Raw genomic sequence first — 22,020 nt, forward strand, 5'->3', positions numbered from 1 at the left:
GCTGCGAGATTTGGAACTGTTCCACCACCACCAACGAACCACCACAAATCTCGCACTTTTCCGGCAGCGATCGTCCGATCACTCGCCGGTGACGTTCTCCGCGATCACTCGACGGTGACGCTCTTCGCCAGGTGCCGGGGTTTGTCGATCGATCGACCCAGTTCGTTGGCGATCCAGTACGACACCAGCTGGAGCTGGACGTTCGCCACGACCGAACTCGCGACGGCCTCGAGCGCCGGAATCTCGAGGACGTGATCCGCGTAGCGCTCGACGTCAGACTGGCCGTCGGTGACCGCGACGATGGGGACGCCGCGGGCCTCGACTTCCTTGACGTTGCCGATGGTCTTCTCGGCTTCCTCGCCGTCGCCGGTCACGAGCGCAAACACGGGCGTGTTTGGGCCGACAAGCGCGAGGGGGCCGTGTTTCAACTCGCCCGCCGCGAAGCCCTCGGCGTGTTCGTAGGAAATCTCCTTGAGCTTCAGCGCCCCCTCGAGCGCGACGGGGTAGTTGAGGCTGCGACCGATGAAGAAGTACGCGTCGGCGTCGCGGTAGGCGTGAGCGACCTCCCGGGCGCTCGAGGTGTCGAGCACCTGCTGGATGGCATCGGCTATCGATCGGAGCGACTGGATCAACTCGCGGGAACGGTGGTCGCTCAGCGCGGCGGCGACCATGGTGAGTGCGGCCTGCTGGCTCGCGAACGTCTTCGTGGCGGCGACGCCGATCTCCGGGCCGGCGCGGATGTAGAGGACGTGATCGGTCTCGCGGGCGGCCGAACTGCCGACGACGTTCGTCACGGCGAGCGTCGTTGCGCCCGCCCGGTTCGCCTCCCGAAGCGCGCGCATCGTGTCGGCTGTCTCGCCGCTCTGGGTGACGCCGACGACGAGCGAGTCGTCCGTGAGTGGCATCGTGTCAGCCGTAAATTCGCTCGCCAGGGTGGCCTGGGCGGGGACGCCCCAGCGGTTCAACAGCGAGACGCCGAACATCGCGGCGTGATAGGAGGTCCCGCAGGCGACGAACGTCACGGGGCCGTCGAAGGCGATGTCCGCCAGTTCCTCGAGTTCGATCCGGCCGGTGAGTTCGTTGAGTCGCCCGCGGAGACACTCCCGGATCGCAGTGGGCTGTTCGTGGATCTCCTTGAGCATGTAGTGGTCGTAGCCGCTCTTGCCGGCGTCCTCGGCGTCCCACTCGATGGTCTCGACGCTGCTCTCGACGACCTCGCCGTCCGAATCGGTGATCCGGATCGAGTCGCCGGTGAGCGTCGCGAACTCACCGTCGTCGAGGTAGATCACGCGGTCGGTGTACTCGATGAACGCCGGGACGTCGCTCGCCAGGTAGTGGCCGTCCTCGCCCAGGCCGAGTACGAGCGGCGACTCGTGGCGGGCCGCGTACACCGTCTCCGACCCCTCGAAGACGGCGGCGATGGCGTAACTGCCCTCAAGGCGCTCGATGGCCGCCCGGAACGCCGACTCGGGGTCGAGGCCGTCCTCGAGGCCGCGGGCGATCAGATGGGGGACGACCTCGGTGTCGGTGTCGCTCTGGAACGTGACCCCGGCCTCGCGCAGTTCCGTCCGGAGCGACTGGTAGTTCTCGATGATGCCGTTGTGGACGACGGCGACCCGGCCCTCCGCGTCGGTGTGCGGGTGAGCGTTCACGTCCGAGGGCGGGCCGTGGGTGCTCCAGCGGGTGTGGCCGATGCCGACGGACTCGCCGCCCGGTTCGTTCGCCTCCAGGGTCTCCTCGAGTGAGGAGACCTCGCCCTGGCGCTTGTGGACGCGAAGGTCCGTATCCCCGAGGGCGACGCCGGCGGAGTCGTACCCCCGGTACTCGAGGCCCGAGAGCCCGGTCATCAGGACGTCGAGCGCGTCGGTCTCGCCCTTGCCGTTGCCGACGAAGCCGATGATGCCACACATCAGGAACGCACCTCCACGTCGTCCTCGATCGTTCCGCGAAGCGTCGATCCCGCCTGGACGTAGGCGTCGGCGCCGACGATTACGCCGGGGGCGAACGTCGATCCGCCCTCGTCGTGGGCGTGGTCGGCGAACAGCGCGCCGAAGTCGACGTCCCGGTGGACCGCGTCGTTGATCTGGACGTCGCTCGGCCCGCCGACGACGGTCGACCCGGGGCCGATTCGCGCTCCGCGGCCGGTGACGCAGTCGCGGACCGTCGCCCCGTCTTCGACTCGCGTGTCGGCATCGACGACGGCGTGCGTGAGCGAGACGTTCGAACCGACCGTCACGTTCTCGCCGAGACAGACGTTCGGTCCCACGACCGACCCCGCCCCGATGACGCAATCGGCGGGGACGACGACGGGGTCGACGATCGTCGCGGACTCGTGGACGTAGGCGTCCGCCGACACCTGGCTGTCGACGCCGCCCCTGGCGAGGAGGTCCTCAGCGATGGTCAGCAGGTCCCACGGGTAGGTCGCGTCGACCCAGAGGCCGTCGGAGACGACGCCCCGAACGCTGGCGGTCTCGTCGTCGACCAGGCTCGAGATGCCGTCGATGAGGGACCGTTCACCCACGCGCGGGTTGACCCCGCGGATCGCCTCGAAGATCAGGTCGTCGAAGACGTAGACGCCAGCGTTGAGGGTGTACTCGCGGTCGTCGAGCGGTCGTTCGACGATCTCGGTCACCTCGCCGTCGTCCGTGAGGACGCCGCCGTACTCGCCGACGTTGTCGGTCGGGATCAGGCCGAGCGTCGCCACCGAGTCCTCGTCGTGGGACTCGAGTACGTCCGCGACGATGTCGCCGTCGACGAGCTGGTCGCCGTAGACGACGAGCGTCGGCCCCTGGTGGTCCCGGTGGGCGTCTTCTGCGGCCAGGAGCGCGTGGCCACTTCCCAGCAGCTTCTCCTGTTTGACGTACTTGATCGGGACGTTTCGGTAGGTCGGCCCGAAGTGCGACTGGACGCGGTTTCGCTGGTAGCCCACGACGGTCGTGATCTCGGTCACGCCCGCGTCGATCAGCGCGTCGAAGACGTGCTCGAGGATCGGCCTCGTCGCCGCCGGGAGCATCGGTTTCGGCCGATGCTTGGTCAGCGGTCTAAGGCGGCTTCCCTCCCCGGCCGCGAGCACGATCGCGGAACGTTCGGTCATACTATTCGAACCTCCGTCTGGCGACGTCAGTCTTTTGGATGGACTCATTTGCACGGTTTCAGTATCTCGGTCGATTCTCACGGCGGGTGTCGAGTCGTCCTCGAGCGTCCCCGATTCGGCGGGTCCAGTGGGCTCGAGTTGGTGGGGTGCGAGTGGGTGATTGGGTGAGCGGGCGAACACCGGACGTGGACGCGAGCGACGGCGGACGAGAGCGTAAACGGGGACCAGGACGAAACCGACCTATCCCTCCCCCTCGGACTGGTAGGGTTCGCCGACGGCTTCCATCGGCAGGACGTTGTACAGCGAGTCCTCGAGTTGGTCCGCGGAGTCGTACTCCTCGCTGTGCGTGTCCTCGACGAGCGACCCGAGGTTGGCTTCCCCGTCGGCGAGCAACAGCGTCACGTCGTTCAACTCGACGGCGGCGTCCGCTCGCGTGATCGGGTACGAGAGCTCCGAGAGTTCGTGTTCGACGCGGCTGAGTTTGACTTCCTCCATACGCCTCGGACACCGGCGAACGGCTTGAATTTCTGCGAGGTTTTCGGTGAGTGTCCGCTCGAGTGACGCGAATGTGGACACGGTAATTGATAAAATAGCGAAATTCACGATGTACGTCGGCCAAACCTCCCGTCGGTCCGCTCGACTCTCTTCCCGGAGACGGTCGGTAAGATCGTGGAGAACGCACGAGAACAATTCGCACGCGGCGATTCGTACCGCTTTTGGCCCTCGAGACCAAATCAGTGCTATCGAATGATCTCGAAGGGCTGTGAGCAGTGTGCGAAAGGCGGCAAGATGGTGCTGTTCGTCTACGGCTATTGCGACCAGCGCGACTGCTTTTACTGCCCGCTCGGGGAGAACCGCAAGAACGTCACGGACGTCTACGCCAACGAGCGCCTCGTCGAGTCCGACGAGGACGTGCTCACCGAGGCCCACCGGATGGACGCCCTCGGCACCTCGATCACCGGCGGCGAGCCCCAGGAGGCCCTCGAGCGCACCTGTCACTACCTTTCCTTGCTGAAAGACGAGTTCGGCGAGGACCACCACACTCACCTCTACACCGGCATTCCGGGGGGACGGGAGAACATGCGACGACTCTCGGAGGCCGGCCTGGACGAGATTCGCTTCCACCCGCCGCTCGAGCAGTGGGGCGACCTCCACGGCACCGAGTGGGAGGACATCCTCTACGTCGCCCGCGAGGAGGGGCTCACCCCCGCTTTCGAGATCCCCGGCATCCGTCCCGAGACGGAGTTCCTCGAATTCCTCGACGAGGGCGCCGCCGACTTCTGTAACGTCAACGAGTTCGAGATGTCCCACGGTAACTACCGCCGAATGCAGGCGGAAGGGTTCGAACTGAAGGAGGGACACATGAGCGCCGTCGACAACGACCGCGACGGCATCCTCGAGGTGATGGGCGACCACCCGAAGGTCTACTTCTGCACCTCGGTATTCAAGGACGCAGCCCAGCACCGGCGGCGACTCAAGCGGATGGCCCGGACAGTGCGCCGCGAGTTCGACGACGTCACCGACGACGGGACCCTGGTTTACGGGAAGACGCGAGTCGCCCCCTCGAGATTCGAGGCGCTCGGGGTCCCCGAGGAGTTCTACACCGTGAAGTCGAACCACGTCGAGGTCGCCTGGTGGCTGCTCGAAGAGATGATCGAAGCGGGTGACGTCGACGACGGCGAGATCGTCGAGCAGTATCCGACGTACGACGGCCAGGTAGTCGAGCGGACGCCGCTGGCGTAGTGTTCGGCCCGTGAGCGAACGGCGTGAGCGAGCGGTTTTTGATGTCTTCGCGAACGGAGTGAGCGAAAGGACCAGCGAGAACGTCGTTCTCGCAGGGCAGATTTTTGCCAAAGGATGTGCGGAGTATGCGACTTTTCCGTAGGGCGAAGAGACCGAGACGGTGCGAGGTCGTCGAATAGTTCTGGGTGACTCGAGTTCGTCCGGCTCTCTGCCATTTTCCAATCCGTTCCGGTGATCGTCCATTCCTTATGAATATATGTTGTACTATGTACTCACAAATACACTCGTTATCTCGTTATTGCTGTACTATTTCCAATGTTTGTATAAACAATTATTAATATGACCTCTAATACAGGCGTATGACTTCACCCCCCCAGGCGTACGGTGCTCGCTGCCGTTGGTGCCGGCAGCCTGACCGCGCTGGCCGGCTGCCTGAACGACGTTCGCGAGTTCGTTCCCTCGAGCGACGGCCAGAGTCAGGATGAAACGGATCGAACGATCAAACTCGGCGTGATGCAACCACTGACGGGCGACCTCGAGGCAGTAGGGAAGCCTATTCGGGACGCGGCGATCCTGCCTGCAGATCAGATCGCCGACGCGGTCGATATGAATGTCGACTACAGCGTCGTCGACACCGCCGCCGATCAGGTGACCGGCGTCCAGCGGGCCGTCGAACTCGTCGAGGCGGGGTACCCCATGGTGAACGGGCCGGCCGCTTCGGACGTCACGTTGCAGGCGACCCAGCAGGTCTTGATTCCGTACCGGGCAGTCTGTTGCTCGCCGGCGAGTACGACCCCGACAATTACGTCGCTGAACGACGGTGGACTGGTCTTTCGGACGGCGCTTTCGGACTCCCTGCAGGCCGTCGTCCTCGCCGAACGCGCCGCGAGCGACCTGGGCCACGACAGCGCGGCGGTCCTGTACGTCAACAACGACTACGGCTGGCAGTTGAGCCAGGCGTTCACCCAGGCGTTCGAGGCGGAACACGACGGAACAGTGACGAACCGGGTGCCGTTCGAACCCCTCGAGGACGAGGAGGACGACCGATCGTTCGAGGCGGAACTCGAGTCTGCTCGAGCCGACGACCCGGACCTGCTGGTGCTCATCGGCTATCCGTTGACCGGCGCGCGCATCCTCACGGACTTCTTCGACACCGGCGGAGAGGAGGACGTGCTGGTGACTGAAGGGATGCGAGATCCGACGCTCCACGAGGCCGTCGACCACTCCCTCGACGGCATCCGCGGGACGGCCCCGCTCTCGGCCGGTCCGTACGCCGACGAGTTCGCCGACCTCTTCACGGACGCCTACGACGCCGATCCGGGCATCTTCACCGCCCACGCCTACGACGCGTCGGCGGCGCTGTTGCTCGCAAACGCGTACGCCGGGCAGAACGACGGGACGGCCATCCGGAGCGCGATGTACGCCGTCACGAGCGAGTCCGGAACGACTGTGACGCCCGCGACCCTCACAGAGGGTCTCGAGCGAGCTGCCGCCGGCGACCCCGTCGAGTACCAGGGGGCCTCGAGTTCGGTCGTCTTCGATACGAACGGTGATACGGTGGACGCGACGTTCGAGTACTGGGAGTTCGACGAAAGTGCCGACGGTGGCATCGCCAGTCTGGACGAGGTGAGTCTCGAATGAGCCGTCTCTCGCGACTCGTTCCGGACCCGATTCGCCGGCGGTACCTGCTCAAATTCGTCATCTCGATTCTCGCCGTGACGCTCGTAATCGGCGCCGTCGGCGCGGTCAGCTACACGGAGATCGACCGAACGGTTCGCGACGACGCGACCGACCAGCTCGCCTCGACGGCCGAGTTGCAGGCGGAGGGAATCGGCGACTGGGTCGAGTCGATGCGCGTCCAGACGCGAACGAGTTCGACCGACGAGACGCTGCGTTCCGAGGACGTCCAGGAAGTGCAGGGGGCGATCGTCGAATCGCAGGCACGCCTCTCCGTCGACGTCCGGGCGATCCACGTCGTGAACGCCGAGACGGGAACGATCGAGACCAGTACGAGTTCCCAGTACCGGGACGTCTCCCTCGAGTCAGTCGAGGAGCCCTGGACTGAGGCCGATTTCGCGAGCGAACTCGGCAACGAGGAAGCGGTCTGGAACACCGAGGAGGCCTACGAGTCAGAGGCCCTGGGTGATCAGGTGATGGCCTTCGCCAGCCCGGTCGCCGGCGACGACGACCGCGTGGTGGTGCTGATCGGTGCCCTCGAGTACCGCGTCAACCAGCTCGACCAGCCCGGCGCGGCCTCGACGACGATGATCGTCGACAGCGACCGGAACGGGGTGCTGGCGCCGGGCTCGCTCGCGTTCGGCGGTGACGACCTCGACGGGGAAGCCGTCGAAGCGGCCCTCGGCGGACGGATGACGGTCGAGAACGAGGGCGACTACGTCCGCGCGTACGTCCCCGTCGCCGACACCCAGTGGGTCGCCGTCTCGAGCGTGCCCACCGACGCGGCCTACGGCGTGGCAACGGACGTGGGCCAGAACGTCCTTGCGATGCTCCTGGTGAGCCTGCTCGCGCTGGGGCTCGTCGCGGTCGTCCTCGGGCGGCAGACGGTCGCCCCGCTCGGACGCCTCCGGGACCGAGCGGCGGACATGGAACGCGGGGACCTCGAGGTCGACCTCGAGACGAACCGCGTCGACGAGATCGGACAGCTGTTCGTGGCGTTCGACAGCATGCGAACGTCGCTTCGCGAGCAGATTCGTGAGGCCGAGCGGGCTCGGACGGACGCCGAGAAAGCCCGCGCCGAATCCGAGGCGATGGCCCGTCACCTCGAGACGAAAGCCGACGAGTACCGCGTCGTGATGGAGGAGGCTGCCGACGGCGACCTCACCCGACGACTCGACCCCGAGAGCCGGAGCGAGGCGATGACCGACATCGCTCATTCGTTCAATGCAATGCTCGAGGAACTCGAGGAGACGACCGACGGCGTCAAGCGATTCGCCCACGAGGTCGCCACCGCGAGTGAGCAGGTCACGGCCTCGAGCGAGGAGGTCCGCTCGGCCAGCGAACAGGTGACCGAGTCGATCCAGGCGATTTCGGACGGTGCGGACAGACAGCACGAGGAACTGCAGGCCGTCTCCGGGGAGATGGAGGGGCTCTCGACGACAACCGAGGAGATCGCGGCCTCCTCGAACGAGGTCGCCGACATCGCGGCGCGGACGGCGGAAACCGGCCGCCGCGGGAAGCAGGCCGCTCAGGCGGCCAAAGACGGCATGGACGAGATCGAGGCGGAGTCCGAGGAGGCCGTCGAGGCGATCGACGCCCTCGAGGCGGAGATGGCCCAAATTGACCACCTGGTCGAGTTCATCTCCGACATCGCCAGGGAGACGAACATGCTGGCGCTCAACGCGAACATCGAGGCCTCCCGCGGCGGAACTGGCGGCGACGAAGACGGCGGGTTCGCGGTCGTCGCCGCGCAGGTCAAGGAACTGGCCGCCGACGCCAAGGAGACGGCCGAGGACATCGAGGAGCGCATCGAGTCGATCAGTTCTCAAACTCACGAGACGGCTGCCCAGATCGAGGGTACGGCGACGCGCATCGACGAGCACAGCGAGTCGATCGAGAACGCGGTGACGGCGCTCGACGAGATCGCCGAGTTCGCCCAGCGGACGAACGACGGCGTCCAGGAGATCTCGGCGGCGACCGAGGAACAGGCGGCCTCGACCCAGGAGGCCGTGGCGATGGTCTCGAACGCAACCGAAATCTCCCAGGCGACCTCGAACGAATCACAGCACGTCGCCGCCGCAGCCGAGGAACAGACCTCCGCGATTTCCGAAGTGACGACCTCCGCGAGTTCTCTCACCGACCAGGCGAGCCAGTTGAGCGCCGCCCTCGAGCGCTTCGAGACGGATGGTGCGGGCGTCGGAGTCGACGGTTCTGGGGCTGGGGCCCTTCCGGACTCCGATACAGCCCACGCGTCGACGGCGTCGGACGAGCCGCTCGAGTTTGACGACGCGTCGGCAACGGAATCGCCCCAGGACTCGGCTGGTGACGAACCCGTGCAGGTGGGTGGAGACGGAGACGAAGACGAAGCCCTCGAGGACGTTGAGGATGAGCGCGAAACTGCAGACGACTCGGGGCCCGACACCGAGGGAAAGTTCACGTTCGGCGACACTAAATAGGGTTCGGAACGGCTTCGACTTCCTCCTCGGACGACGCTCGATTCTCGGGACTACACCAGGACTTCGACCGCGTACCCGTGATCCTCGATGGCCTCGAGCAACTCCGCAACGTGGTCGTGGCCCCGCGTCTCGAGGTCGATCTCGACTTCGGTGTCGCTCATCTTGATGTCCCTCGACGTTCGATCGTGCTGGATCGCGTAGATGTTCGCCCGATGGCCCGAGATGATCGCCAGGAGTTCCTCGAGCGCTCCTGGCTGGTCCTTGAGCACGGTCTGGATCTTGAGGTAGCGGCCGGTTTCGATCAACCCGCGAACGATCACCGTGGTGAGCATGTTGAGGTCGATGTTCCCTCCCGAGAGGAGCGGAACGATCACCTCGCCATCGTCGTAGTCGAACGCCTCGAAGAGGATCGCCGCGAGCGGGACGGCGCCCGCACCCTCGACGACGGTCTTCGAGCGCTCGAGGAGGTGGGCGACGGCCATCGCGATCTGTTCGTCGGTGACGGTGACGACTTCGTCGACGCGCTCGCGGATGACCGAGAACGTCTTCTCGCCGACGCTCCGGGTCGCGATTCCGTCGGCGATGGTGTCGACCCCGTCGATGGTGACGACCGATCCCTTCTCGAGGGACGCTGCGACGCTCGAGGCGCCCGTCGACTGGACGCCGATCACGCGGACGTCGGGTCGCTTCGCCTTGATGGCCGTCGCGATGCCGGCGATGAGGCCGCCGCCGCCGATGGGGACGACCACGGTGTCGACGTCGGGACAGTCCTCGAGGATCTCGAGGCCGATCGTCCCCTGGCCGGCCATCACGTACTCGTCGTCGAAGGCGTGGACGTAGGTTCGGCCCTCCTCACGCTCGATCTCGTGGGCGCGCTCGGCGGCCGCGTCGTAGTCGGCCCCCGCGAGAACGACCTCTGCGCCGTAGCTCCGGGTCGCCTTGACCTTCGCGATGGGGGCCTGCTCGGGCATGACTATCTTTGAGTCGACGCCCGCCCGCGTGGCCGCGAGCGCGACGCCCTGGGCGTGGTTTCCCGCGCTGGCCGTGACGACGCCGGCGGCCTGCTCGCCGGGCGAGAGCGTCTGGATCCGGTTGGTTGCCCCGCGGATCTTGAACGCGCCGGTCCGCTGGAAGTTCTCGAGTTTCAGGTGGACCGCTGCGCCGGTCATGTCGGAGTAGGTGTGTGAGTACGTCAGCGGGGTGTGTCGCGAGGTCTCTCGAACCCGTTCGCGGGCCTCGAGGACGTCGGCAAGCTCGAGCATACCTGCGAGTATCGGGCAAGTATTGTAAAGGATTGCTGTTGGCGACGGGGCGAGCACTCACTCAGCGGGGATAGGGACAGCAGTGCTGCTGGTCTCGTGTGGAAAACGTGCTGTCAGAAGCGACAGCACGACAGGGAATACAGGGTATGCACGGCGTGTGACGTGCGACTGTATAGGAGGACCGGAGATATATAAATCTCATGCAGCCGGAGCGAAAGTGTAATCGATAGACTGGAGCGGGGTGAAACTGGCGTCTGACGGGTAGCAGACGGTTGTCGTTCGTGCCTCGGTGACACGTCAGATACTCCTTCTTGCCACTTCTACCGCGTGAACTAAACCTCGCGCAGCTTGCTCCTTTCGGAGGTATAAACGCCCCCGGGAACGGTTCGGCCGTATGGGCGCGAGTGGGTCCGGCGGTGAACCATCGGGACGCGAGCGGGTTCTTTCGGTCTGGAAACGCGTCCTCGCGCTCGCGTGGCCGATCATGGCCGAGCAGACGACGCGGACGCTGATGCGGACCGTCGACATCGTCGTGACTGGCCTCTTTTCGCCGGCCGCCATCGCTGCCATCGGCCTCGCGGACCTCTATGCGCGCTTGCCGCTCAGGATCGGTCTCGGCCTCGGCGGCGCCGCCATCGCGCTCTCGAGCCAGGACACCGGCAGCGGCGCGACCGGCACCCGCGACGAGGCGATCACCCAGGCGATCCTCCTCGGAGCCGTCGCCGGCGTCCCGTTCGTGCTCTTCGGCGTCCTCCTCAGCGAGTACGCGATCGCGGTCCTCGGCGCCGAATCGGCGGTCGTGACGTACGGGTCGGTGTACCTCGCGATCATCATGGCCACGGCGCCCGCTCGCCACGTCGGCATCATCGCTGCCAGGGCGTTGCAGGGAACCGGAGACACGATTTCGCCAATGGTCGTCAACGTCCTCGCCAACGTCCTTAACGTGACCGGGTCGGTCGTGCTGGGACTCGGCCTGCTCGGCGCTCCGCGCCTCGAGGTCGTCGGCGTCGGTATCGCGACGGCCGGCGCCAACGCCTTCACGGCCCTGGCGTTGCTGGGGATACTCGCGGGGCCGTGGCGAGAGAGTTCGCTCGTCAGGCCGACCGACTGGATCATCGCGAAGCAACTGCTCGCGGTGAGCGCGCCACGCATCGCCGAGGGCCTGATCGCGACCGCCATCGAGTTCCCGTTCAACTCGATCCTCCTCCTGATCAGCACGGAGGCCAACGCCGCCTACCAGATCGGCCGCCGGGTTTACCAGCAGATCTCGAGTCCCCTCTCCCGTGGCTACCACGTTGCCGCGAGCATCGTCGTCGGCCAGCACCTCGGGGAAGGCGATCCGGACACGGCCCGGTACGACGGCTGGGCGATCGCCGGCCTGGGGCTGGCGACGGTCGGCGTCATCGGACTGTTCCTCGCCGTCTTCGCGCCCCAGTTCGTCCGGATCTTCACCGACGATCCGGAAACGGCGAGCCACGCCGTCACCTTCGCTCGAGCCTACGGCCTCAGCGCGCCGTTCCTCGTCGTCTACGTCGCCATCGCGGGCGCACTCCAGGGCGCGAGCGAGACGATCTATCCCCTGTTGGCGCGCTCGAGCGGCCTGTTCCTGTTCTACCTCTGTTTCTCCTACGTCGCCGCCATCTCGCTCGACTGGGGCGTCCTCGGCGTCGCGACCGGCGTCTTCCTGTACTACCTCTGGGCGCTGTGTGTCGTCTCCTGGGCCTACCTCGAGCGCGACTGGGCGGCCAAAGCGGCCCGGATGATGGCCGAACGCGGCAGTCGCTCGAGTGAGTGAGGGGGCGACGAGTGAACGAACGGCGAGTGAGCGAGTGACGAAAAATCGAACGCGACTCGCCGTACTCTCAGTCGTCGAGCGCGCTCGTAATCCCGTCGACCGGGCGGTCGGGCGTCACGTCCTCGAGTTCCCTGGGCAACCCGAGCTGGTAGGCGTCGCCGTTCTCTCGCACTGTCGTCCGGCCGCGGTGGACCGAGACGTCGCCGTTCAGGTGGAGCTGGACGGCCTCGAGAAGCGCCTCGGCCTCGAGTGGCTGCCCGCGGGCTTTCATCTCCGCGAGGTCGGCGTCGTCGGGGACGTCGAAGGCCCGCTGGGTGATGATCGGCCCCTGGTCGAGGTCCGTCGTGACGTAGTGAGCGGTGACGCCGGCGACGCGGACGCCCTCCTCGATGGCCTGCCGGTAGGCCTCAGCGCCGGGGAACGACGGCAACAGGGAAGGGTGGACGTTGATGATGCGGTCCTCGTAGCGGAACACGACGTTGGGGCTCAGGATCCGCATGTACCGCGCGAGGACGATCAGGTCGGCGTCGTACTCGGCGAGTAACTCGAGGAGGTGTTCTTCGTCCTGCTGGCCGTTCTCCGTCCCGACGTCGTGGAAGGGCACGTCGTAGTGGTCGGCCAGAGGCTCGAGGGTGTCGTGATTGCCGATCACGACGCCGATGTCGGCGCCCAGGCGGTCGTTGGCCCAGGCCTCGAACAATGCCTCGAGGCAGTGGCTCTCCTTCGTGACCAGGACGGCGATCTGTTGGCTGTCGCGGTCGGTCGGGAATCGGACCTGGACGTCTAGTCCCAGGTCGTCGCCCAGGTCCTCGAGGTCGGCGCGCAGTTTGGCCTCCGTACAGACCATCCCCGACGTGTCGATGGTGAGGTTCATCCGGAAGACGCCGTCGCGAACCGCCTGATCGAGGTCCTCGATGTTGCACCCACGCTCGAACAGGAGCGTCGTGACGTTGGCGATTAGCCCGGTGTCGTCGTCTCCGACGACCGTAATCTCGGTCAGATCGGTCGTCATCGACACCACCACCGCTCGAGCACTGCAGTAGACATTACCTCTCCCCCACGTCTCGAACGGAGAAAAGCCCTGTCATCCGCGTAATATTGGTCTCGCTCGAGGTGACGTCGAGTCGCGAACTCGAGTTTACGCTATAGAATGTATAGTGTTGATACGAGCTGAAAAATTGCGCGCGATCCGAACCGCGCACCGCTCGCACGGGTGTTCAGGAGAACTGCTCGATCAGTGCGGGGACGACATCGAAGAGGTCGTCGTGAATCGCGTAATCGGCGATGTCCATGATCGGCGCGTTCGGGTCCGTGTTGATCGCCACGATCGTCTCGGAGCCTTTCATCCCGGCGACGTGCTGCACCGCCCCGGAGATGCCGATGGCGATGTAGACGTCGGGGGTGACGACCTTGCCGGACTGGCCGACCTGGCGGTTGGCGGGCAGCCAGCCCGCGTCGACGATCGGTCGCGACGACGAGAGCGTCGCGTCGAGCGCCTCCACCAGCTCGCGGATCAGGTCCAGGTTCTCCTCCTCCTCGATCCCGCGGCCGATCGAGACCAGCAGGTCTGCCTCGCTGATGTCGACGTCGCCGCCGGCGACCTCCTCGAATCCCGTCACCGTCGAGCCGATGGCGTCCTCGTCGATGTCGGCGTCGAAGGCCTCGACGGTGGCGTCACCCGCCGCCTCGGTGGGTTCCCACTCGGCGCCGCGGATGGTGACCGCGACCTGGTCTGCGTCGACCTCGGTGGTCGTCTCGACCTTCCCGCCGTACATCTCGCGCGTGCCGACGAGCGTGTCGCCCTCGGTCGCGAGACCGACGGCGTCGGTGACGAGCGGAACGTCGAGTCGCGTGGCGACCGCGGGCGCGTAGTCCAGCCCGTTGACGCTGTTGGGCATCACCAGGTAGCCGGACTCGAGTTCGCCCGCCAGCTGGGTGACCGCCTGGGTGTAGACGTCGTGGTTGAACTCCTCGCCGTAGGCGACAGTGTGGACGGTGTCGACGCCCTCGAGGTTCAGCGCGTCGGCGAAGGTCTCGACGTCGCCGCCGACGACGGCCACGTGGAGGTCGCCGCCGGTCTCGCCGGCGAGTTCGGCGCCCGCGGTGACGACCTCGCGGCTGACGTCGCGGAGGTCGCCCTGGCGGTGCTCGGCGACGGCCAGAATATCGCTCGAGGTCATTGGGCCACCCCCTTCTCCCGCAGGAGATCAGCGAGTTGCGCGGCCGTCTCGTCGGCGCCGCCCTCGAAGACGGTGGTGTCGCTCTCGCTCTCGGGTTCGTACATCGCGGTCAGGCGGAGGTCGCCTGCGACGGCGTCGGCCTCGACGCCCAGGTCGGCGAGCGTCTGGTGGTCGAGTTCCTTGCGCTGGGCCATCCGGATGCCCCGGAGACTGGCGTAGCGGGGCTCGTTGATCCCCGTCTGGATCGTCAGCACCGCGGGGACGTCGATCTCGGTCAGCTCCTCGATGCCGCCCTCGAGCTCGCGGTGGACCGACGCGGTCTCGTCTCCGGCCTCCAGATCGAGCTGGTTGACGACGGCGCCCCACTGGTAACCGACGGCTTCGGCGAGGGCGACGCCCGTCGCACCGAAGCTGTCGTCGCCCGACTGGACGCCCGTCAGGACGAGGTCGGGGTCCTCGGCTTCGACGACCGCCTCGAGGATGGCGATCTTCGCGCCGACGTCGAGGAGGTCGACGTCCTCGAGGGCGTCGTCCCAGACGCGGATGGCGCGGTCGGCACCCTTCGCGAGCGCCTGGCGGATGGTCTGTTCGGTCTCCTCGTCGCCGATGGTGACGGTGACGACCTCGTCGACGACGCCGTCTTCCTCGAGCTGGACGGCCTCCTCGATGGCGTAGTCGTCCCACTCGTTGAGATCGGCGCCGAGATACCGCTCGTCGATGGTCGTCCCGTCGATTTCGAACTCGTCTTCGACGGTGGCAACCTCCTTGACCGGTACGAGTACCTTCATCATCGTTGGTTGTGCTCCCCCGGGCGTAAACGTTTTCGAAACCGCGCGTCGCGGGCGTTCAGTTGATTCGAGTTCGCCTGGACTCGCGACGGTCTCTCACCAGCCGAGAGTATCACGCTTCCGGACGCGTCTGCGGTGGGTTTTCCCGGCATTCGTCTCGATTCCGGAAGCCGGTTCCGGAAGCGGTTTAACGATACCACAGGTACTAGGGTCCATGGCGGACTGTCCACTCGCAGACGACTGCCCCAGCTTTACCGAGCGAATCAGCGGAATGGGGTGTACGCACTACGGCGACCGCGGCGGCAAAGAGTGGTGTAACCACTACAACCAGCCGATCCAGGACCTCAAGACCCAACCAGTCAAATCTGGCGAGGAAGTGGTCGTCGACGTCGTCGACATGCACGAGAGCGGCGCCGGCGTCGGCCGAACCGAGGATGGGTTCATCGTCATGATTGACGGCGTCCTGCCGGAGGCCCGGGTCAAAGCCGAAATTACCCGCGTCCACAGCAATCACGCACGCGCTGACGTCCTCGAGCGATTGCCGCTCGAGCCCGAGGAGTCCGACGACGAAAGTGACGACGACGAAAGTGACGACGAGGCGGACGCCGACGACGAGGAAGACACGTCCGAGCGGGGCGGGCGTCGCCCACAGCGCGAGCAACTCGGCAGTCGCGAGAACTTCTGGGGCTCCTGAGCGGGCCGCCAGGGTGGACAGACCCTTCGTAGAGCCGTCGCCACGTATTCTTCGGTCGTCGCTTGCGCGCTGCAAACTGCAATAAGACGTAAGTAGACCTGCTGGTATGTCATACGTGAATGACGATCGGATCGGACGGAACGTCTCGCCTCCTCGCCGTTCTCGCTGTCGGCTGTGCCATTGGCGGAATCCTCCTGGCCGCGAGCGCGATGCCGATGCTCGCCGCGGATTCTCCGGTGACGACCGCGCTCGGCGACGGTGAGACGAGCGCAGAGCGCGACCGGGCGATCCAGGAGGCGATGCTCGAGGCGACCGCGGAGGGCGACGGTGACCTGGCCGAGCGGGCTGGCGAACTCGAAACAGCCGGTGGGGACAGCGACGGCCCCGGAATGGGTGGTTCTACTGGTGCAGGTTCAGGTGCTGGTGCAGGTTCAGGTGCTGGTGCTGGCGGCTTCGACAACCAACTCGTGCAAGCAGCAGCCCTCTCGGCAATGGAGGGTCAGCACGACCTCCTGACGAATCCCGTCGTGAGCGACGCGTTGTTCGGACTCGCGGGTATCTACGCCGCTATCGGTGGGTCACCGGGCGATTTCGCCGCCGGTGCCGCCGGTTCCGAGCCCGGTGCGTACGACCCCGGGGACCTCGAGTCGAACGCGTTCGACGATCCCCAGACCTTCGAGGGAACCACTCCCGAAGACGCCGCTGGGACAGTTGACGAGCCGACGACGTCCGGCGGACTACTCGACGTGCCGACCTCGGCAAACGGACTCGAGGGCGGCTACGGCGACCTCGTGACCGACCAGCGCGCCCGGTCGATTTCGCTCGAGGACGATGGGGTCGGCGGCGAGACGACGGTAGACGGTTCTGATGGGGGTATCGATGGCGAACGTCGCGACGGTGGAAGCCTCGATGGCGAGTCCACGTGGGGCGACGACTCGGCGACCGACGGCTCGAGTACGGGCGACGAACCAGACTCGAGCGACGGGTTCGACTCGAACGCCGAGGACGGGACGTGGGACGAGGGCGCTGCCCCCGACGACGCCGAAGGCGATGCTCCGACCGACGACCTGGACGCGAATCAGGGCAGCGGCGAGTCGGACCCCGAGACGTCGGGCGGAACCGAAGACTCGAGCGCGAGCGAGGCCACCGGCGCTACCGACGCTTCGGACGCTTCGAATGACGAGACAAATGGCGCCGAAGATGAAGAATCGGATAGCGCCAAGGAAGACACGAACAGCGTGACCGACTCGTTCGAGGACTCGCTGGGACCGGCCGGCGAGCGACCGATACTGACGCTCCTGACCGTCGCGCTGGCGGTCGTCGTCGGCTACGTCTTCCTGCGAACGGACGACCCAATCGCGACGCTTCGATCGCTCCCTGGCCGCCTCCTGGCGCTCGCGATGGGCATCGTCGTCGCCTGCTCGCGGGCGCTCGAGCGGGCCTACGAGGCGCTGTGCGGCCTTCGATCGATCGCCGAGTTACCGGGACTCCTCCTCGGAGCAGCTGCCGGGATCCTCGCCGGGGTGGGGACGAAAGCTCGCTCCGTGCGAGCGTCGCTCCCGTTCGTTGGCAGTGAGGCAACCGGGACCGACGCTGGGACCGCCACGCCAGACGCCCGAGCGACCGCTCGTGTGCGCATTCGCGAGGCGTTCGCGGACGTGGCCTCGGTCTCGACCGTGTCCCGACTGCGGGTCGCGACCCCCACGGACGTCGCCGAAGGGGCGAAGGCCCGGGGCGCGCCCGCTGAACCGGTCGAGACGATCACGGACGCCTTCCGCGACGTCGAGTACGGCGGCCGGGACCCAGAAGGGCGACTCGAGCGAACGACGGCCGCTCGAGCGACGATTCGGTCGTCGGTGGCGGCGGACGACGAATCGGTGGACGACGCGAACGAAAACCCGAACGAGAACTCGACGGGTAACCCGTGAGCCGTCGTCCGTCGACGCTCGGCCTGCTCGCCGGAACCGCCCTCGCGACCGGCCTGCTCGCACTCGGTGCGGGCCTGCTGTACCGTCCGTCGACGGTGCTCGAGCCGGTTCCCGAACTCGAGGCGGCGCTCTCGATGCTGAACCCGACTCATCTGGTGCTGGTGTTCGCACTCGTCCTCCTGATTGTCGCCCCGACGATCGCGGCCGCGGGTCGGTTCCGGGTCGACGCGCCGCGGCCACTCGATGCGGGTTCGACCGAGCCGTTCGCCAGCTCACGCTCGCTGACCGATACCTCGTCTCGACTCGCTGGTGCGGTCTACGACGACTGGATCGACCGCGCGACGGCGTACGACGACGAGCCTCGCCCGGTTCGCGACCAGGCCCGGACGGAACTCGTCGAGGCGCTTCGCTCGCTCGCCGCGGACACCTACGCGACTCACACCGGGCTAGACCGGGCGGACGCCCTGGCGGCGATCCGAGCGGGCACCTGGACCGACGACCGGCGAGCGGCCGCCTTCCTCGCCGACGAGGACGGTCCATCGACGCCGCTGTCGCTCTGGCTGATCGACCTCTGCAGTACGGCCGATCCGTTCACGCGCGGGCTCGAGCACGCGATCGAGGCGGTCGAGGCGATTCGGGAGCGCCCTGTGAGAGCGGGGATCGAAGGCAAACGACGCGAAGGATTGCGATGAGTCGCGTCCCCCGCTGGCAGGGTGCGGTCGTCGTCGCCCTCGCCATCTGCCTCCTCGCCGTGGTGCTGGGCGCGCCCGCGCTCTTCGTGGTGGCCGTCGTTCCGCTGGGATACGTCCTGGTCGGCGTCTCGAGTGGTGCGCCGTCGACCGACCTCGCCGTCGAGCGAACTCTCGACGACGATCGACCGCGACCCGGTCAGCCGGTTTCCGTCACCCTCTCGGTGACCAACGAGGGCGACCGGGTGCTCCCCGATGTCCGGGTGGTCGACGCCGTCCCCGAGGACGTGCCGGTGGTCGCTGGCTCGAGCGCGTTCGCGACCGCAATTCGGCCCGGCGAAACCGTCAGCCACGAGTACGAGGTGCTGCCGCCTCGAGGCCAGTACGCGTTCGGCACGCCCCGCGTTCGCGTCCGGAACCTGGCCGCGAGCGCGCTCGAGACGCTCGAGCCCGACGCTGGAGGCGACGGCTCGCTGACCTGTGAAACGCTCCTGGACTCGTTCGCCGTTCGCGACCGGACGATCCGCTTCGTCGGGCGGACGCCGACCGACGAGGGCGGGAGCGGGATCGAGTTCTACGCCGCCCGCGAGTACCGTCACGGCGATCCGATCAACCGGATCGACTGGCACCGCCTCGCCCGGACGGGCGACCTCGCGACGATCGAACACCGCGAGGAGCGAGCCGTTACGATGGTCTTCCTCGTCGACGACCGCGCCGGCGTCCACCGCGAGTCGCGCTCCGGCGGCCCCGACTCGCACGACCTGACGCTGTACGCCGCCTCTCGCGGCGTGCTCGCCTCCCTCGAGGACGGCAACCGAACCGGGTTCGCGACGCTCGAGGACGACGTGTGGATCGACCCCGGCGGAGGCGACGACGTTCGACAGCGTGTGGACGACGCGGTCGGCGAATCGGCCGGCGACAGCGCCCTCACCGGCCTCGCCGCCGACGGCGGGACGCTCGCGACCGATCTCGATACGCGCCTCCCCCGGAACGCACAGGTCGTCCTCTGTAGCCCGCTCACGGACGACGCGGCGATCGGCCTGGTCGAACAGCTTCGCCTCCGTGGGCGGACGGTGACCGTCGTGAGCCCGGACATGACGACCAGCGTGTCCGGCGGCGACCTGTCGCCGGGAACGGCAATTGCCGGCATCGAACGACGGAATCGCATCGATGCCCTCAGGGGACTCGGCTCGGTCGTCGTCGACTGGGACCTGGCCGATCCGCTGTCGGTCGAACTGGCTCGCGCGATCCGTGCGATGGGGGGTGCCCGATGACGGCGTCCGACCCGGAACCGGGAACGGACGGACGCGACCAGCAGTCGACGCCGTTTCGGTCGGACGGCGGAACCGAATCAGGTGCGTCGACTCGAGTCGGCAGCCCGGGTCCGCGCTCGAGTCCGACCGTTGTCTCGGGCGGCGATCACGGGACGCGAAACCACTCGCGCCTCGAGTCGGCCCGAAACGCGGCGAGCTCGGTCGGAAAACGTGGAACGAGTGCCGTACTCGCGGCCGTTCGAGGCGCCCTGTCACAGCCGACGACGAGCGACGTCGCGACCCTCGTGCTCACGCTCGCAATCTGTCTCGCGGTCGGCGGGTCCCTGATCGGCACCCGACTCGCCGCCGTCGCGACGGTCGGCGGCGTCGGCGCGGCACTGGTCGCCACCCTGCTCGGGAGCGACCGCCCGGTGCGCCGCGCCGTCGGCGGGGCACTCGCCGTCCCTGCGGCCGTCCTGGTGGCCGTTCCCGTAACCCTCGCCTGGGCGTTCGCCGTCGGCGTCGCCGGTTTCGGCCCGTTTACGGCGGTGACCGTCTGGTCGCTCGTCGTCGCCGCCCTCGCTGGGACGCTGGCGTCGTGGGACCGACTGGGCGACGGCGGGGTCCGTGCGGCCGCCAGGGCCACGACGCTCGCCGCACTCGGGGTCGTGGTCGTGGTCGTCGTTCGCGTGCTCCCCGAGGCCGGCGTCAGGGAGCGCGCGGGGCCGGCGGTCACCGAGGTGACGGGGGCCGCCAGTGGCGTCCTCCTCGAGCCAGGCCAGACTCTGGCGACCGTCTCGTTCTTCGGGCTCGTCCTGGTGACGGCCGGGGCCGTCTTCGTGACGGTCGGCTACGTCCCGGTCGAACGCCTCGTCCCGCCCGATCGGCGCGAAACCGTCTCGCGGGCCGTCGGTGCCGTTCGCCACGGCAACTCGATCGCCATCCGTGTGGCGCTGGTCGGCCTTTCCGGGGTCGTGATGCTTCCGGCGCTGCTCGAGCAGTTCTCGGACGTTCCGCTCTCGCCCCGAGAAATCGCGGCGACCGTGCCGGCACCGGCCGGCGAAGCGCTGGCCACGGTCGTCGTCGCGCGGGAGCTTCGAACCCTCTTGCTCGTCGTCTTTGCCGTCGCTGCGTTTGTGGCTGCCCTCGAGTGGACTCGACGGGCGCTACGGCGAGGGCTAGCCGCGGTGCTCGCTCGATTGGCGGCCCCGATGGTCGGCGGGGTCGTGCTGACGCTCGCGCTGGCGTCGGTGCTCGCCACGCCCGACGTCGAGGCGTCGCTCGAGGCCCTGGTTCGCCAGATCAAACCGCAGGTGGTCGCGGATCTGTTGCTCGAGTTCCCGCCGATCGCGCTCGTCGTCGCCGTCTTGCTCGTCGCGCTGGGGATGCTCTCGTCGCTGTTCGGGACGGTCTCGTTGCTTCGAGCGATTCGGCTCCTGCCGCCGCGGGCGATCGGTTCGGCGCTGGCGGCGACGGCGATCCTCGGCCTCGCTGGCTCGCCCGCGGTCATCGGCCGGCCGGAGGCGGCGATCTGGACGGCCGCCGGCGCGTTCGTCGTCTGGGACGTCGGCGAGTACGCGGACGGACTCCGCGCCGAACTCGGGCGAGACGCGGCGACGATGCGGGCCGAACTCGTCCACGCGCTCGGCGCGGTCGCGACCGGCGCCGCGGTCGCACTCGGGACCGTCGGCCTCTACCGCTGGGCGGCGAGCGACGTCCTCGTCGTCGATCGACGGCTCGCGGCGGCGGCGCTGGGGGCGGCGCTGCTGGCGGTCGTGCTGGTCGCCTGGGTCCTTCGCAAGTGATTACGTTTCTTTCGTTCCCGCACCCTCTGCCGACGGCACCTCACCGATTACTCGCGCGGGATTCCCGCCGACCACGACGCCCGCCGGCACGTCGTCGACCACGACCGCGCCGGCCGCGACGACGGCGCCGTCGCCGACCGTCACGCCGGGGGTGAGCACCGCTCGGCCGCCGATCCAGACGTCGTCGCCAATCGTGACCGGCTTTCCGTACTCGAGGCCCTCGCGTCGTGCGGCGGCCTCGAGCGGGTGCGTCGCCGTGTAGACGTGGACGCCGGGCCCGAGCAGGCAGTTCCGGCCGAACTCCACGGGACAGATGTCCAGGACGACGCAGTCATAATTCGCGAAGAAGCCCTCGTCGACGTGGACGTTGTACCCGTAATCGCAGCGAAAGGGTGGCTCAATCTGGCACTCGTCGCCGATCGATCCGAGGAGGTCCTCGAGTATCTGTCGCCGTCACTATCGTCGTCGCCGTCACTATCGTCGTCGCCGTCACTATCGTCGTCGCCGTCGCTCTCGCTCATCCGATTGTACCGCCGCGTGAGCGCTCGAGCCCGCTCGCGGTCGGCCACGAGTTCGGGATCGGCGGGGTCGTACAGCTCCCCGGCTACCATCTTCTGTTTTTCAGTTCCCATACGGGTGTGTGGACGTCGATTCGA

General features: G+C 67.3%; 16 protein-coding genes and 1 pseudogene. 9 read left to right on the forward strand and 8 right to left on the reverse strand.

Annotated elements, in window-relative coordinates; all coding sequences use genetic code 11:
* Positions 1-104: 104 nt before the first annotated feature.
* The 3 genes from glmS to AC6I65_RS02350 form a co-directional block, all read right to left on the reverse strand.
* Positions 105-1,910, reverse strand: a complete 1,806-nt coding sequence (glmS, locus tag AC6I65_RS02340) for a glutamine--fructose-6-phosphate transaminase (isomerizing) (RefSeq protein WP_497902487.1) — start codon at positions 1,908-1,910, stop codon at positions 105-107.
* Positions 1,910-3,094 carry a sugar phosphate nucleotidyltransferase gene (locus AC6I65_RS02345; protein WP_497902488.1) on the reverse strand — a complete coding sequence of 395 codons (1,185 nt, stop codon included), beginning with the start codon at positions 3,092-3,094 and terminating at the stop codon, positions 1,910-1,912. Before AC6I65_RS02345 ends, glmS begins: the two co-directional genes overlap by 1 nt.
* A 240-nt stretch (positions 3,095-3,334) precedes the next feature.
* Positions 3,335-3,589, reverse strand: a complete 255-nt coding sequence (locus AC6I65_RS02350; protein ID WP_254159307.1) for a DUF5789 family protein — start codon at positions 3,587-3,589, stop codon at positions 3,335-3,337.
* A gap of 252 nt (positions 3,590-3,841) precedes the next feature.
* Between AC6I65_RS02350 and AC6I65_RS02355 the strand changes: the two genes are divergently transcribed.
* From AC6I65_RS02355 to AC6I65_RS02365, 3 genes are all read left to right on the forward strand, one after another.
* Positions 3,842-4,837, forward strand: coding sequence for a radical SAM protein (locus AC6I65_RS02355; RefSeq protein WP_497902489.1), 996 nt, complete (start codon positions 3,842-3,844; stop codon positions 4,835-4,837).
* 384 nt (positions 4,838-5,221) lie between these two features.
* A complete protein-coding gene (locus tag AC6I65_RS02360; RefSeq protein ID WP_497902490.1) occupies positions 5,222-6,478 on the forward strand; it encodes an ABC transporter substrate-binding protein in 1,257 nt (418 codons plus the stop codon).
* The gene (locus AC6I65_RS02365; RefSeq protein ID WP_497902491.1) at positions 6,475-8,970 is read left to right on the forward strand and encodes a methyl-accepting chemotaxis protein; all 2,496 of its coding nucleotides are present in this window, start codon (positions 6,475-6,477) and stop codon (positions 8,968-8,970) included. The genes AC6I65_RS02360 and AC6I65_RS02365 overlap by 4 nt, the downstream gene beginning before the upstream one ends.
* Before the next feature lie 50 nt (positions 8,971-9,020).
* On the opposite strand, the gene ilvA is transcribed toward AC6I65_RS02365, so the two are convergent.
* The gene (gene ilvA / locus AC6I65_RS02370) at positions 9,021-10,232 is read right to left on the reverse strand and encodes a threonine ammonia-lyase (RefSeq protein ID WP_497902492.1); all 1,212 of its coding nucleotides are present in this window, start codon (positions 10,230-10,232) and stop codon (positions 9,021-9,023) included.
* Positions 10,233-10,626: 394 nt separating this feature from the next.
* Between ilvA and AC6I65_RS02375 the strand changes: the two genes are divergently transcribed.
* Entirely contained in the window at positions 10,627-12,027 is a 1,401-nt protein-coding gene (locus tag AC6I65_RS02375; RefSeq protein ID WP_497902493.1) for an MATE family efflux transporter, read from the forward strand.
* Between the two features lie 67 nt (positions 12,028-12,094).
* Here AC6I65_RS02375 and AC6I65_RS02380 read toward each other — a convergent pair whose 3' ends face one another.
* The 3 genes from AC6I65_RS02380 to AC6I65_RS02390 form a co-directional block, all read right to left on the reverse strand.
* On the reverse strand, positions 12,095-13,039 hold the full coding sequence (locus AC6I65_RS02380) for a formyltetrahydrofolate deformylase (protein WP_497902494.1): 945 nt from the start codon (positions 13,037-13,039) through the stop codon (positions 12,095-12,097).
* 205 nt (positions 13,040-13,244) lie between these two features.
* On the reverse strand, positions 13,245-14,207 hold the full coding sequence (locus AC6I65_RS02385) for an electron transfer flavoprotein subunit alpha/FixB family protein (protein WP_497902495.1): 963 nt from the start codon (positions 14,205-14,207) through the stop codon (positions 13,245-13,247).
* On the reverse strand, positions 14,204-14,995 hold the full coding sequence (locus AC6I65_RS02390) for an electron transfer flavoprotein subunit beta/FixA family protein (RefSeq protein ID WP_497902496.1): 792 nt from the start codon (positions 14,993-14,995) through the stop codon (positions 14,204-14,206). The genes AC6I65_RS02385 and AC6I65_RS02390 overlap by 4 nt, the downstream gene beginning before the upstream one ends.
* A 214-nt stretch (positions 14,996-15,209) precedes the next feature.
* On the opposite strand from AC6I65_RS02390, the gene AC6I65_RS02395 reads away from it, so the two are divergent.
* From AC6I65_RS02395 to AC6I65_RS02415, 5 genes are all read left to right on the forward strand, one after another.
* Positions 15,210-15,689: a TRAM domain-containing protein gene (locus AC6I65_RS02395; RefSeq protein WP_497902497.1), complete on the forward strand. Its 480-nt coding sequence runs from the start codon at positions 15,210-15,212 to the stop codon at positions 15,687-15,689.
* A 119-nt stretch (positions 15,690-15,808) separates the two neighbouring features.
* A complete protein-coding gene (locus tag AC6I65_RS02400) occupies positions 15,809-17,617 on the forward strand; it encodes a DUF4129 domain-containing protein (RefSeq protein WP_497902498.1) in 1,809 nt (602 codons plus the stop codon).
* Complete coding sequence (locus AC6I65_RS02405) at positions 17,614-18,309, forward strand: DUF7269 family protein (protein WP_497902499.1); 696 nt, start codon at positions 17,614-17,616, stop codon at positions 18,307-18,309. Before AC6I65_RS02400 ends, AC6I65_RS02405 begins: the two co-directional genes overlap by 4 nt.
* Positions 18,306-19,580, forward strand: a complete 1,275-nt coding sequence (locus AC6I65_RS02410; RefSeq protein WP_497902500.1) for a DUF58 domain-containing protein — start codon at positions 18,306-18,308, stop codon at positions 19,578-19,580. The genes AC6I65_RS02405 and AC6I65_RS02410 overlap by 4 nt, the downstream gene beginning before the upstream one ends.
* A complete protein-coding gene (locus AC6I65_RS02415) occupies positions 19,577-21,364 on the forward strand; it encodes a DUF7519 family protein (protein ID WP_497902501.1) in 1,788 nt (595 codons plus the stop codon). The genes AC6I65_RS02410 and AC6I65_RS02415 overlap by 4 nt, the downstream gene beginning before the upstream one ends.
* Here the strand turns inward: AC6I65_RS02415 and AC6I65_RS02420 are convergent.
* Positions 21,365-21,996, reverse strand: a pseudogene (locus AC6I65_RS02420) (maltose acetyltransferase domain-containing protein).
* Positions 21,997-22,020 lie beyond the last annotated feature (24 nt).

The organism is Natronosalvus sp. KLKA75 (assembly GCF_059736265.1).

What these genes read in the sequence shown, in the direction of transcription:
- glmS (WP_497902487.1), bottom strand. Translation starts at nt 1,910, where the DNA reads ATGTGTGGCATCATCGGCTTCGTCGGCAACGGCAAGGGCGAGACCGAC.
- AC6I65_RS02345 (WP_497902488.1), bottom strand. Translation starts at nt 3,094, where the DNA reads ATGACCGAACGTTCCGCGATCGTGCTCGCGGCCGGGGAGGGAAGCCGC.
- AC6I65_RS02350 (WP_254159307.1), bottom strand. Translation starts at nt 3,589, where the DNA reads ATGGAGGAAGTCAAACTCAGCCGCGTCGAACACGAACTCTCGGAGCTC.
- AC6I65_RS02355 (WP_497902489.1), top strand. Translation starts at nt 3,842, where the DNA reads ATGATCTCGAAGGGCTGTGAGCAGTGTGCGAAAGGCGGCAAGATGGTG.
- AC6I65_RS02365 (WP_497902491.1), top strand. Translation starts at nt 6,475, where the DNA reads ATGAGCCGTCTCTCGCGACTCGTTCCGGACCCGATTCGCCGGCGGTAC.
- ilvA (WP_497902492.1), bottom strand. Translation starts at nt 10,232, where the DNA reads ATGCTCGAGCTTGCCGACGTCCTCGAGGCCCGCGAACGGGTTCGAGAG.
- AC6I65_RS02375 (WP_497902493.1), top strand. Translation starts at nt 10,627, where the DNA reads ATGGGCGCGAGTGGGTCCGGCGGTGAACCATCGGGACGCGAGCGGGTT.
- AC6I65_RS02380 (WP_497902494.1), bottom strand. Translation starts at nt 13,039, where the DNA reads ATGACGACCGATCTGACCGAGATTACGGTCGTCGGAGACGACGACACC.
- AC6I65_RS02385 (WP_497902495.1), bottom strand. Translation starts at nt 14,207, where the DNA reads ATGACCTCGAGCGATATTCTGGCCGTCGCCGAGCACCGCCAGGGCGAC.
- AC6I65_RS02390 (WP_497902496.1), bottom strand. Translation starts at nt 14,995, where the DNA reads ATGAAGGTACTCGTACCGGTCAAGGAGGTTGCCACCGTCGAAGACGAG.
- AC6I65_RS02395 (WP_497902497.1), top strand. Translation starts at nt 15,210, where the DNA reads ATGGCGGACTGTCCACTCGCAGACGACTGCCCCAGCTTTACCGAGCGA.
- AC6I65_RS02400 (WP_497902498.1), top strand. Translation starts at nt 15,809, where the DNA reads ATGACGATCGGATCGGACGGAACGTCTCGCCTCCTCGCCGTTCTCGCT.
- AC6I65_RS02410 (WP_497902500.1), top strand. Translation starts at nt 18,306, where the DNA reads ATGAGTCGCGTCCCCCGCTGGCAGGGTGCGGTCGTCGTCGCCCTCGCC.
- AC6I65_RS02415 (WP_497902501.1), top strand. Translation starts at nt 19,577, where the DNA reads ATGACGGCGTCCGACCCGGAACCGGGAACGGACGGACGCGACCAGCAG.